Here is an 11,981-nt window from a genome sequence, read left to right as displayed (position 1 = left end):
CCGCTCTCAGGGCAATCTCACACATTGGGATGCCTACTGAGCGTAATTTGTTCGGGACCGGCTCTAGAGTGAGGGGTATGGAGCCAGACCGGGGCCGGTGGGGTGGGGACGGTGTTGAAACAGTCACCACGCTGTTCTGCAAGTACGACGGACAGCCGCACCGCCTGGTGGAGGCCATCCGGCTCGGCGAGGACGAACACGGCCTCTGGGTCGGCTCGCTCCCCGGCACTCGCGGACAGCGTGCGGACGGCAGTTGGACCACGATCGACCACCACCGGGTCCGCCTGTTCCCGCGCGGCCAGTGGTGGAGCGCGCTCTTCAACGATGTCGCCCACCAGACCGCCATCTACTGCGACATCACCATGCCCGCCGAGTTCGGCGTCGACACCGTCACCACGGTCGACCTGGACCTCGACATCCGCCTCCTCCGTGACGGCACCGTCAAGGTCATGGACGAAGACGAGTTCGCCCAGCACCAGATCAAGTACAACTACCCACCCCAGGTAATAGCCACCGCCCAAGCCACCTGCAACCACCTGGCCACCCACATAACCACCACAGAACCCTTCACCACCGCCTACAAGCCCTACCTGGACAAGATCCGCTCCCTCTAGCGGCCCGCGACCAAAGGACACCGCTACGCGGCGACAGACCTATCGGCCGCCTTCGGCGGCGGGCGCGGACCGGGTCACGATCCGATGCACTCGGCGAGTGGACTGTGGTCGAGCTCGAGCACGTCGGCGGTGACGTCACCGCGCACCTCCTTGTGCTGTGGGGACACGCGTCGCCGGACTGCTGTGAAGACGACGAACTCCCACGAGACAGCACATGGTCCAGGACGACGGCTGGCTATAGACGGCAACCGGCTCTCGTCGGCTAGGAGCCCCCCTGAGCCGACGAGAGCCGATCAAGTCGCCGCCCCCAGCAGCAACCCCACCATGCTCCGTCACTATCCGCGCCCGATCCATCCCCCACAGCAAACTTGCACCAACCTGCAGCGCCTCAAGAGTTGCAGTTGGGGAGTTCGGGGTATTCGGTGCAGGCCTTGGACTGGCTGAGGACGCCGGCGTAGATGCGAAGGTCGTCGTCCAGCCGGGCGGTTGCAGGGGTGGCCAGGGTGGTGTTGCCGGTGCGGGTCGGGGTGGTGAAGGACTCGGTGGCCAGCGTGCGGTTGTCGATGGAGATCTCGATCCGACCGACCGGGTTGCCGAGGGCGTCCGTACCGGTGGAGGTGTAGGTCCCGATCAAGAGGTGCCAACTGCCGGGTCCTCGAACTCCCGGTCGACGGATCCAGCGGCGACGGTCTCGGTCGCTGAGCCGACGTTGCCGCGGGCGAAGGACCAGCTTCACGCCCCCACTTCACCATTTGCCCCCTCCCGGGCGTTGCAGCCGACCTCACATGCTGAGTGTTGACCGGATGGTGCGTCGGAAAAACTGCAGTAACCTGCAAGATCTGTAACGCCGGTTGTCGGCCCCTATCGGCGGATAGGTTGGGCGGTATGCGGGAGGTTCGGGCTGTTTATCGGAAGTATGACGAGGCGCTGCACTGGCATCAGTGGATGCGGTACTTGGGTGAGGACGAGTACGGGGTGTGGTTGGGGGCGCCCGCCGGGTCGGTGTCGCAGCGTGGGGATGAGCCGGTGGTGACGCAGGAGCAGGCTCATGTGCAGTTGTTTCCGCGGGACCAGTGGTTCACGGCGCTGTTCAACGACGAGCCGCGGTCGACGGAGATCTACTGCGACATCACCACGCCGGTGGAGTTCTCCGACGAGGTCGTGACGATGATCGATCTCGATCTGGACGTGATCAAGAAGCGTGACGGGCGGATCATCATCGATGACGAGGACGAGTTCGCGGAGCACCAGGTGAAGTACGGGTATCCGGCCGACGTGATCGCGACTGCGCAGCAGACCTGCGACTGGCTGGCCGGCGTGGTTGCGACCGAGGAGCCGTTCCTCACGGTCTACAAGACGTACCTCGACAAGATGCGCTGACCCGTAGCGGCGCCCTCTCGCTCGGCCTCCGAGTCAGCCGTGGGCGAACCCGGCGACGAAAACGGTTCGGCACTGCGACACTGTCCGCGTGCATATCGCGATCGAGGTCGTTGCCCTCGTCGCCGTGGTCGCGGCGATGGCCGCGCTGGCCCGGCGGCTCGGGATCTCGGCTCCCCTCTTGCTGGTGGTCATCGGGATCGCCGCGTCGTACCTCCCGTTCGTGCCCAGGGTCGAGCTCGAGCCTGAGGTCGTGCTGGTCGGGTTCCTGCCGCCGCTGCTGTACTCGGCCGCGATCAAGACCAGCCTGGTCGACTTCTCCAAGCACCGCCGGTCCATCGGACTGTTGTCGGTCGGCCTGGTCGCGTTCACCGCACTCGGCGTCGGACTGGTCGCCTGGTGGCTGCTCGGCGCGGTAGCCGAGGCGAACGGCCAGGAGCCGTTGCCGTTCTGGGCCGCGTTCGCGATCGGTGCCGTCGTCGCGCCGCCCGACGCCGTCGCCGCGACCGCGATCGCCAAGCGGGTCGGCCTCCCCCGCCGGGTGGTGACGATCCTCGAGGGCGAGAGCTTGGTCAACGACGCGACCGCACTGGTCTGCCTCCGTACGGCGATCGCGGCCGCAGCGGTCGCGCCGACCGTGCTCCACGTCAGCCTCGACTTCCTCCGCGCGGCCGGCGGCGGTGTCCTGATCGGTGTCGTCGTGGCGATCGTGCTCGCCAAGATCCGCCGCCGGTTCACCGACCCGGTGCTCGACACCACGCTCAGCCTGACCGCACCGTTCGTCGCCTACATCGCAGCGGAGAACCATTACGTGCACGCGTCCGGCGTACTGGCCGTGGTGGTGACCGGCCTGCTGCTCGGGCACAAGGCGCCGATCATCCAGTCGGCCAAGTCGCGGATGTCGGAACGGACCAACTGGCGGACGTTCCAGTTCCTGCTGGAGAACACGGTCTTCCTGCTGATCGGCCTGCAGACCCGGTGGATCCTGGACGATCTCGCCGAGAGCCCGCTGCCCGGCTGGCTGATCGCGGTGTCGACGATCGCGGTGTTCCTCGCGGTCGTGCTGCTCCGGCCGATCTGGCTCATCCCGATCACCTTGCTGTCCCGGCGCATCCTGGGTCCGTCGCGACCGGGCCCCGTGTCTCCGCAGGCCCTCGCCGTCGTTTCGTGGGCCGGCATGCGCGGTGTGGTCACACTGGCTGCGGTCTTCACGCTCCCTGAGAACACTCCGCATCGCGAGGTGCTCGTGTTCATCGCGTTGGCGGTGACCGCGGGCACGCTCCTCGTCAACGGTTCGACGCTGCCTTGGCTGGTACGACGACTCGGCCTGCCCGGGCCGGATCCCGCGGAGGATGCGCTGCAGGAGGCCGCCGTACTGCAGGGTGCGCATCGTGCCGCGGAGGAGAAGCTGCAGGAGATCGTGACGGACAACGACCCGCCTGAGGTGGTCGACCTGCTCCGGCAGCGTGGTGAGGCTCGGGCGCAGGCGGCGTGGGAGCGGCTCGGGCGGCCGGAGACCGAGTACGAGACGCCGAGCGAGGCGTACCGGCGGTTGCGGATCGCAATGCTGGCAGCCGAGCGGGAGCACATCTTGAAGGTCCGGGACGCCGGTCTGGTCGCGGACGAGGTACTGCAGCGGGCACAGGTCGCACTCGACATCGAGGAGTCGATCCTGGACCGCGACGAGGACGACGACGTCGGTGGGCGGTCGGAGGATCTGCGGGTCAAGGTCGCAGCGGGCGCTGCTTGCGACCACCTCGAGCAGGCTCCGGTGGTCGTCGCGCCGAACACGCCCGAGGGGTGCGAGGAGTGCATGACTGACGGCACCACCTGGGTCCACCTGCGGCTCTGCCTCGGCTGTGGTCACGTCGGCTGCTGCGACTCGTCGCAGATGAAACACGCCAGCAAGCACTTCGACGAGACCAAGCACCCGGTCATGCGGAGCTTCGAACCAGGCGAGAATTGGCGTTGGTGCTTCCTGGACGAGAAGCTTGGCTGATGGCTGACTGTCTGTTCTGTTCCATCATCGCCGGTACGACGCCGGCGCAGATCGTGCTGGATACGCCGGAGGTCGTCGGGTTTCTCGACGTACGGCCGGTGTTCAAGGGGCACACGCTGCTCGTGCCGCGCGACCACGTGCCGACCCTCGTCGAGCTCCCCGACGAACTGACCGTGCCGCTCTTCGGCGCAGCCCGTTCGGTGGCGGCAGCCGTGCGTACGGCGTTCGACGCCCAGGGCTCGTTCGTTGCCGTCAACAACGTCGTCTCCCAGTCGGTCCCCCACCTCCACGTCCACGTGGTCCCCCGCACCAAAGGCGACGGTCTACGAGGCTTCTTCTGGCCCAGGACCAAGTACGCCGACGACACCGAAGCCGCCGAGTACGCCGCCAAACTCCGGGCCGCTCTCGACGGGTAGCAACCCTCATCAGTCGAACGTGCGGTCCAGGCGTTTTTCCATTCGGGTGAGGGCCTTCTCGGCCGCGACGCGCACTGTCAGGTCTGGGTCGTCGGCCAACGCCTGCAGGGCTTCGGCGTGTTCGGACTCGCCGACTACGCCGAGGGCGCGGGCGGCGGTGGCTCGGACTCTGGGTAGCTCGTGCTCGAGGTCTGGTACGAGCGCATCCGCGAGCTGACCGAGCTCTCGTTGGGCGGTGATCCGGGCGACGTGCTCGCGGACCCGCCACGCGGGATCGGACGCGGCGACCTGCACTGCGGCGATCACGTCGTCGCGCCAGATGTAGAGGAAGACCCGCGCGGCCCAGACGCGGATCCAGTAGTAGTTGACCGGGTCGACCGGCGCCGACCATCCGCCGGGATTCGGGCTTCCGGTGATCGCGACCAGCTTCGGCAGGTCAGCGCCGTACGCCGACTCCCCCGAGATCTCGCCCGTGAGGAAGGCGATGCACCAGTCGATCACGGTGTCTTCGCCATGCTCGGCGCATGCCGCCCGGACGATGTCTCGCGGCGCGGCCCGCTTCTCGTCGGGACCCATGCCGACCAGTAAAGCGTCCGCCACCGACAACTGACCCGCAGGGTGATTAGCCTCGGCGAGTCAACCTGGAGAGAGGTGTGCGGATGGCCGACGGATGGCTCGACCCGGCGTCGGCGGAGTACCGCCTCATCACCGGTCTGATCGACTCGGCCCGCCGCCGGGTCGGCGCCGAACCGTGGACCGGTCGCATCGGTTTGATGTCCTCCCTCAGCATGCGAAGGCGGAGCCGGTCGGAGGCCGACGGCAGTATTCACCTGAACCCGCGCGAGGTGATCGCACCGCTGATGCAGGCGCAGGCCGGCAAGCCGGGTTCGTGGATGTATCCACGCGCCGCGCGGGATGCGGCGTACACCGTGATCTACGAAGGCCTCCGGCAGAGCAGCCCGATACCGGCGGACGCGGCGCAACGCGGTGGCGCGCTGGATCGTGAGCTGAGCTTCGGCGAGAACATGCTCGACCAGGCTCTCGCCGAGCAGCGAACCTACGAGATCGCCCAGGAAGTCATGGCCGAGAACGGTCTGGCCGACGCCTACTCCGTCGATCCGCCAGAGGCCGCTCTGGCCGGCCAGGGGCTGAACGCGGATATGACGACGCCGTTCCGGCTGAACCCGACATCCGCGTCGAACACCGCCGCTGTCAAGGGTCTGGTCGACACCGTCGCGGCCGCCGGCAACCGAGATCGTGACGACGTGTTCGGCAGCTTGATCACCCATGACAAGACCGACCGCTGGGCGCACGTCTTCCGGCTCGTCACCGCCCCTGCGGACCTGTCGAACCTCACGCAGTACCAACGGAAGACCGCGTTCGCGGCCGTGAGCCTGGAAGCCGGGCGCAAGTGGTCGCACGTCACCTCGATGCGGCGACACACCATCAGCACGATCGCGAAGGCCGAGCAGTGGGGCTACTCGATCGGCGTCGACACGGCCGCCGCCGTGATCTACGCCTCGCATCAAGTGTGCGGCCGCGAGTCTGCGAGACCTGTCGCACGGCAGGAACTCTCCCCCACCGACGTCCTCGGAGCACAGGCACCCTTCACCGGCGTCAAGCCCCCCGGCTCCACGCCCGCGGCTTCCACCGGCCAATCCACCGGAGCCGAACGACCCGGCCCCGAGGTCGGCCAATAGCCGGAGCCGTCACACCACCTGTAACGCCCCTCGCCGTCCCGGACATGGACCGGGTATGACGAGTACGCCGAGTCCGCCCCCGCCGGTGGCACTTCGCGCCGTTCCGGACCGTGAACTCCGTTTCCGCGAGCTGTTCGACGAGAACTTCCGTCCGCTGCTCGGGTACGCACTCCGTCGGGTCAGCTCACCCGAAGACGCAGCCGACATCATCGCCGAGACGATGCTCGTGGCCTGGCGCCGGCTCGACGACGTACCGGCCGACGGCACCGCCCGCCTCTACCTGTACGGCGTGGCCCGTCGGGTCCTCTCGAACCACCGGCGCGGTGAGATCCGGCGGGATCGGCTTGCCGAGAAGCTCCGTCTCCAACTGGCCGAGGCGACACCGGACCTCACCAGCCTCTCGGACTCCACCACGGCGATCCGGGCCGGACTCGCTCAACTGAGTGAGAACGATCGCGAGCTGCTCATGCTGACCGGCTGGGACGGACTCGATCCCCGCGAAGCCGCGCAAGTCCTTGGCGTCCCCGCGCGAACTGTCCGGACCCGGCTGCATCGGGCCCGGGCGAGATTGCGCGCGGCCGTCGGAGACGCCTTCAGCACTGACGGACAGGTACGGGATGACCAGCACGCGCGACCGGTTCAGGAGGAGCGATGAACGACCACGAGTTCGACGATCTGCTCGCGCGGGCCAACCCGTTCGCCGACGACTCGGTCCGGCGACTGCCGGCCGAGGCCGCCGCGTCCGACCTGTTGGAGGAGATCGTGACCACGACCGCACCCACCCCGAAACTCAGACCGCCACACCGGCGGCGCACCGTCCTACTCGTCGCCGCGGCGGCGATCGTCATCGCCCTTGCCGGGGTGTTCTTCCCGCGGGGCAACCCGGCCGCGCCGGCGTCGGCGTACGGCGCCGAAGTCCTAGCCGTGGCGGAGGCCAACCAGCGACTGCTCCTGGACGCGCCCGGCTGGAAGGTCGGCGCGGTTCAGAGTTTTACTGCGGAAGCGGGCGAGCTGTACTTCACCGACGGCACCCAGCAGCTGAACGTGCACTGGCGACCGGCGGACGAGTACGACGGCTTCTACAAGGACCGGTCCCACGACACCACGCAGGTCCCGATCGAGCTGCTCGGCCAGCACGGGACCATGTTCTTGTACCGCGACAAGTTCCCCGAATACACGCTGATGCTGCCCCCGAAGGGGAAGAACTTCCTGGAAGTCCGTCTCGACGGCGGCTCGGAGGCGGCGTACCGGGAACTGGTCGGGAAGCTGAAGCCGGTCGGCGTCGAGGAGTGGCTGGACGCGATGCCCGCGTCGGCGGTCAAGCCGGCCGACAACAAGCGCGTCGTCGACGAGATGCTCGAGGGTGTGCCGTTGCCGGCCGGATTCGACACGGCGCCGCTGTACACCCAGACACTTGACCACCGGTACCAGGTCGGGGCGCGCGTCACCGGCGCGGTCAGTTGCGCGTGGCTGAATCAGTGGACGGCGGCCAAGAAGTCCGGTGACACCGCGAAGGCCGCCGAAGCGGTCGCCGCGATGAAGACCAGCCACAGCTGGAAGGTCCTGCTGGAGATGACCAAGCTGGGCCGTTACCCGGACACGATCTGGGACTACGCCGACACCATCGCGAAGGACAGGACGCCGGTGGAGTACAAGGTCGGCCTTGGCTGCAAGTAGGACCAGTACGGCGTACTCCGGTTGAGGGGCCGGAGTACGCCGTATTTCTGCTGGTCAGCTCGTGATCAGGGAGCGGAGCACGTACTGCAGGATGCCGCCGTTGCGGTAGTAGTCGGCCTCGCCGGGGGTGTCGATGCGGACGACCGCGTCGAACTCCTTGACCGAGCCGTCGGTGCCGGTGACCTTGACGTGAACGGTGCTCGGGACGGTGCCCTCGTTCAGCGCGGTCACGCCACTGATGTCGAACGTCTCCTCGCCGGTCAGGCCGAGCGACTCCGCGTTCTCGCCCTCCGGGTACTGCAGCGGGAGGACCCCCATGCCGATCAGGTTCGACCGGTGGATGCGCTCGAACGACTCGGTGATCACGGCCCGCGCACCGAGCAACGCCGTACCCTTGGCGGCCCAGTCGCGCGACGAACCCGAGCCGTACTCCTTGCCGGCCAGGATCACGAGCGGCGTGCCGGCCTCGGCGTACGCCTCGGAGGCCTCGTAGATGCTCGTCACGGGCGCGTCGGCCTTGGTGAAGTCGCGGGTGAAGCCGCCCTCGGTGCCCGGCGCGATCTGGTTGCGCAGGCGGATGTTCGCGAACGTGCCGCGGATCATCACCTCGTGGTTGCCGCGCCGCGAACCGTAGGAGTTGAAGTCCTTGCGGTCGACGCCGTGGTCGGCCAGGTACTTGCCGGCCGGGCTGTCGGCCTTGATCGAGCCGGCCGGGGAGATGTGGTCGGTGGTGACCGAGTCACCGAGCTTGGCCAGCACCCGCGCACCGGCGATGTCGGTGACCGGCGACGGGTCCTTCGCCATGCCCTCGAAGTACGGAGGCTTGCGCACGTACGTCGAGTCGGCATCCCAGGCGAACGTCTTGCCCTCGGGCGTCGGCAGCGACTGCCAGCGCTCGTCACCGGCGAAGACGTCGGCGTAGTCCTTGGTGAACATCTCCTTGTTGATCGAGCTCGCGATCACGGCCTCGACCTCGTCCGCGGCGGGCCAGATGTCCTTCAGGAACACGTCGTTCCCGCTGCTGTCCTTGCCCAGGGCATCGTTCTCGAAATCGAAGTCCATCGTCCCGGCGAGCGCGTAGGCGATCACCAGCGGCGGGCTGGCCAGGTAGTTCATCTTGACGTCCGGGTTGATCCGGCCCTCGAAGTTCCGGTTGCCGGACAGCACACTCACGACGGCGAGGTCGGCTTCCTGGACACCGGCGGAGACCGCCTCGGGCAACGGGCCCGAGTTGCCGATGCACGTCGTACAGCCGTAGCCGACCAGGTGGAAGCCGAGCTTCTCCAGGTACGGCGTGACACCGGCCTTGTCGTAGTAGTCGGTGACGACCTTCGACCCGGGCGCGAGCGACGTCTTCACCCACGGCTTGGACGCCAGGCCCTTGTCGACCGCGTTCTTCGCGAGCAGCGCGGCGGCGAGCATGACGGACGGGTTCGAGGTGTTGGTGCAGGAGGTGATGCTCGCGATCACGACGTGGCCGTGGTCGAGCTCGATCTCCGCGCCGTCCATGGTGATTTTGGTCTTCTTCGACGGACGACCCGGGCCGTCGTGCGGCACGTGCGGCTCGTCGTTCACGTTGCCGTGGCCGTTCGGCGCGTCGCTGGCCGGGAAGCTCCCGGTCTCCGACGGGTCGACCTCGGTCTCCTCGGTGGCGTAGTCGGCGAGCGCTCCGCGGAACGCCTCCTTGGCCTGGCTCAGCTCGACCCGGTCCTGCGGCCGCTTCGGGCCGGCGATCGACGGTACGACGCTCGACAGGTCGAGCTCGAGGTACTCCGAGAACCGCGGCTCGACCGAGACGTCGTGCCACAGGCCCTGCTCCTTGGCGTAGGCCTCGACCAGCGCGACGTCCTGGTCACTGCGACCGGTCAGCCGCAGGTACTCCAGGGTCACGTCGTCGATCGGGAAGATCGCGCAGGTGGAACCGAACTCCGGGCTCATGTTGCCGATCGTGGCCCGGTTGGCCAGCGGCACGGCGGCGACACCCTCGCCGTAGAACTCGACGAACTTGCCGACCACACCGTGCTTGCGCAGCAGCTGGGTGATCGTCAGTACGACGTCGGTCGCGGTGGCGCCGGCCGGCACCGAGCCGGTCAGCTTGAAGCCGACGACCTTCGGGATCAGCATGCTCACCGGCTGGCCGAGCATCGCGGCCTCGGCCTCGATGCCGCCGACGCCCCAGCCGAGCACGCCGAGGCCGTTCACCATCGTGGTGTGGCTGTCGGTGCCCACGCACGTGTCCGGGTAGGCCACGCCATCGCGGACCATGACGGTGCGGGCGAGGTGCTCGATGTTCACCTGGTGCACGATGCCGGTGCCTGGCGGGACGACCTTGAAGTCGTCGAACGCGGTCTGGCCCCAACGGAGGAACTGGTAGCGCTCACCGTTGCGCTGGTACTCGAACTCGACGTTGCGTTCGAACGCGTCCGGCCGGCCGAAGACGTCGGTGATGACCGAGTGGTCGATGACCAGCTCGGCCGGGGCGAGCGGGTTGATCTTGGTCGGGTCGCCGCCGAGCTCGCCGACCGCCTCGCGCATCGTGGCCAGGTCGACCACACACGGGACGCCGGTGAAGTCCTGCATGATCACCCGCGCCGGGGTGAACTGGATCTCGGTGTCCGGGGCCGCGTTCGCGTCCCAGTTGCCGAGCTTGGTGATGTGCTCGGCGGTGATGTTCGCGCCGTCCTCGGTGCGCAGCAGGTTCTCCAGCAGCACCTTCAGTGAGTACGGCAGTGTCTCCGCGCCCTCGATGCCCGCCAACCTGAAGATCTCGTACGACTGTCCGTTGACCTCGAGTGCCCCCTTGGCACCGAAGCTGTCGACGCTCGCCATCAACCTGCTCCTCTGTCCAGTCTCTGATCCGCTGAGCCCATCCTGCCCAGCCCGCCGCCCGGCCGCGAGGTCAGGTTCCCCTAACCTCGCCACCAAACTCTCTCGACATCAAGATACACGACATCGAGCCACTCCGGTCAACGCGCGGCAGCCGCGATCCGGCCGGCGAGATCGTCCAACTCGTTCAGGATGTCCACGGCTCCCCACACCTGATTGCGGGTCCGCTGGGTCAACGGCCGAATCACCCCAGCAGCATGCAGCCGCTCAATTCCGGCGTACACACTGCTCGTGGCGCCTCCGATCGCCTCCTCGGCCTCGCTCGCCGAGAAGATCGGGGCGCCGACCAATCGCTCCAGTAGCCGGAAGGCGGCGCTACCTCGCCGAGCCCCAACCGTCCGATGCCAGGTCGGAGCCAGCTCAGCGATCCGGTCCGCCGTCACTCGCGACTCCTGTGCGGCGATCGTGGATGCCACCGTGAACGATCGGATGATCGGTTCGACCCACCCGTCGCGGTACGCACCGAGCAGATCGAAGTAGTCGTCGCGCCGCGCGACCAACGCGGAAGCAAGCGGGACGACCACCCTCCGAGTCACGCCACGGCGTCGCAGCACGGTGTTGATCAACGCGCGGCCGATCCGGCCGTTTCCGTCGGTGAACGGATGGATGGACTCGAACTGCGCATGCACGATCGCCGCCTGAGAAAGCACCGGCAGATCGGTTCGGTTGGCGAAGGCGACGAGGTCGGCCATGTACTCGTCCACGGTCTCCGGAGGCGGCGGCACATAGACCGCGTTCCGTGGTGAGTGGTCGCTGCCACCGATCCAGTTCTGCAGATCGCGGAAACGACCGGCGTACGTGTGCTCGTGCGGGTCCTCGACCATCAAGGCGAGGTGCGCCATCAGGATCATCGCAGTGTCGATATCTTCGCCATCGTCGACGGAGCGGACCAGGGCAGCCAATGCAGCCGTAGACGCAACCATCGACGTCGCCGACGGATTCGATCTGATCCCGTGCAGAGCGCGGGCGTAATCGTCGACCGAGGCGTCGATGTGTTCGATCTTCGAGGACGCCACGGACTCGGTCCGCAGCAGGAGTGTCTCCAGAGCTGCCAACTCGGCGCCGTGCGAGTGATCGAGCGCGGCGATCTCGAGCACGCAGGCTTCCATGGCCGCCGCCACGTCAGGACTCAGGCGTACGTCGCGCTCCCCGATCAACGGTGGGCGCATCGCGACCACCTCGCTGAGCATGCGGTCCGCGGCCGCGCCGCTCCTGGTGCGCTGCCGCCAAGCCCGCACCTCAGGCACATGCGCCGGCCAGTCCATGCCGCCTCCAAGTCGGAACTAGCTCCGAGATATTCCGACTTATGTAG

At 67.6% G+C, this 11,981-nt stretch carries 11 protein-coding genes; 7 read left to right on the top strand and 4 right to left on the bottom strand.

Features of this window, described 5'->3' with window-relative positions; all coding sequences use genetic code 11:
• Positions 1-77 precede the first annotated feature (77 nt).
• Positions 78-614 (top strand): DUF402 domain-containing protein, encoded by a 537-nt coding sequence (locus tag AB0L70_RS22080; protein WP_363686906.1) that lies wholly within the window; start codon positions 78-80, stop codon positions 612-614.
• A 388-nt stretch (positions 615-1,002) separates the two neighbouring features.
• On the opposite strand, the gene AB0L70_RS22075 is transcribed toward AB0L70_RS22080, so the two are convergent.
• Positions 1,003-1,350 (bottom strand): hypothetical protein, encoded by a 348-nt coding sequence (locus AB0L70_RS22075; RefSeq protein ID WP_363686904.1) that lies wholly within the window; start codon positions 1,348-1,350, stop codon positions 1,003-1,005.
• A gap of 149 nt (positions 1,351-1,499) precedes the next feature.
• Here AB0L70_RS22075 and AB0L70_RS22070 point away from each other — a divergent pair, with 149 nt between their 5' ends.
• From AB0L70_RS22070 to AB0L70_RS22060, 3 genes are all read left to right on the top strand, one after another.
• The gene (locus AB0L70_RS22070; protein ID WP_363686902.1) at positions 1,500-1,994 is read left to right on the top strand and encodes a DUF402 domain-containing protein; all 495 of its coding nucleotides are present in this window, start codon (positions 1,500-1,502) and stop codon (positions 1,992-1,994) included.
• An 88-nt stretch (positions 1,995-2,082) separates the two neighbouring features.
• The gene (locus tag AB0L70_RS22065) at positions 2,083-3,990 is read left to right on the top strand and encodes a Na+/H+ antiporter (protein WP_363686900.1); all 1,908 of its coding nucleotides are present in this window, start codon (positions 2,083-2,085) and stop codon (positions 3,988-3,990) included.
• Positions 3,990-4,406, top strand: coding sequence for an HIT family protein (locus AB0L70_RS22060; protein ID WP_363686898.1), 417 nt, complete (start codon positions 3,990-3,992; stop codon positions 4,404-4,406). The genes AB0L70_RS22065 and AB0L70_RS22060 overlap by 1 nt, the downstream gene beginning before the upstream one ends.
• Before the next feature lie 9 nt (positions 4,407-4,415).
• On the opposite strand, the gene AB0L70_RS22055 is transcribed toward AB0L70_RS22060, so the two are convergent.
• Positions 4,416-4,982: a HEAT repeat domain-containing protein gene (locus tag AB0L70_RS22055; protein WP_363686896.1), complete on the bottom strand. Its 567-nt coding sequence runs from the start codon at positions 4,980-4,982 to the stop codon at positions 4,416-4,418.
• A gap of 83 nt (positions 4,983-5,065) precedes the next feature.
• Between AB0L70_RS22055 and AB0L70_RS22050 the strand changes: the two genes are divergently transcribed.
• Genes AB0L70_RS22050 through AB0L70_RS22040 form a run of 3 tightly spaced genes read left to right on the top strand, consistent with a single transcriptional unit; the run spans position 5,066 to position 7,783 of the window.
• Positions 5,066-6,106, top strand: a complete 1,041-nt coding sequence (locus tag AB0L70_RS22050; protein WP_363686894.1) for a hypothetical protein — start codon at positions 5,066-5,068, stop codon at positions 6,104-6,106.
• Between the two features lie 55 nt (positions 6,107-6,161).
• Positions 6,162-6,761 carry a sigma-70 family RNA polymerase sigma factor gene (locus tag AB0L70_RS22045; RefSeq protein WP_363686892.1) on the top strand — a complete coding sequence of 200 codons (600 nt, stop codon included), beginning with the start codon at positions 6,162-6,164 and terminating at the stop codon, positions 6,759-6,761.
• The gene (locus AB0L70_RS22040) at positions 6,758-7,783 is read left to right on the top strand and encodes a hypothetical protein (protein WP_363686890.1); all 1,026 of its coding nucleotides are present in this window, start codon (positions 6,758-6,760) and stop codon (positions 7,781-7,783) included. Before AB0L70_RS22045 ends, AB0L70_RS22040 begins: the two co-directional genes overlap by 4 nt.
• Before the next feature lie 54 nt (positions 7,784-7,837).
• On the opposite strand, the gene acnA is transcribed toward AB0L70_RS22040, so the two are convergent.
• Complete coding sequence (gene acnA / locus AB0L70_RS22035; protein ID WP_363686888.1) at positions 7,838-10,612, bottom strand: aconitate hydratase AcnA; 2,775 nt, start codon at positions 10,610-10,612, stop codon at positions 7,838-7,840.
• Positions 10,613-10,749: 137 nt separating this feature from the next.
• Positions 10,750-11,934 (bottom strand): Fic family protein, encoded by a 1,185-nt coding sequence (locus tag AB0L70_RS22030; RefSeq protein WP_363686886.1) that lies wholly within the window; start codon positions 11,932-11,934, stop codon positions 10,750-10,752.
• Positions 11,935-11,981 lie beyond the last annotated feature (47 nt).

The organism is Kribbella sp. NPDC051952 (assembly GCF_040680855.1).
Taxonomy (GTDB): Bacteria; Actinomycetota; Actinomycetes; order Propionibacteriales; family Kribbellaceae; genus Kribbella.
This window is presented reverse-complemented; position numbering and strand designations above follow the sequence as displayed.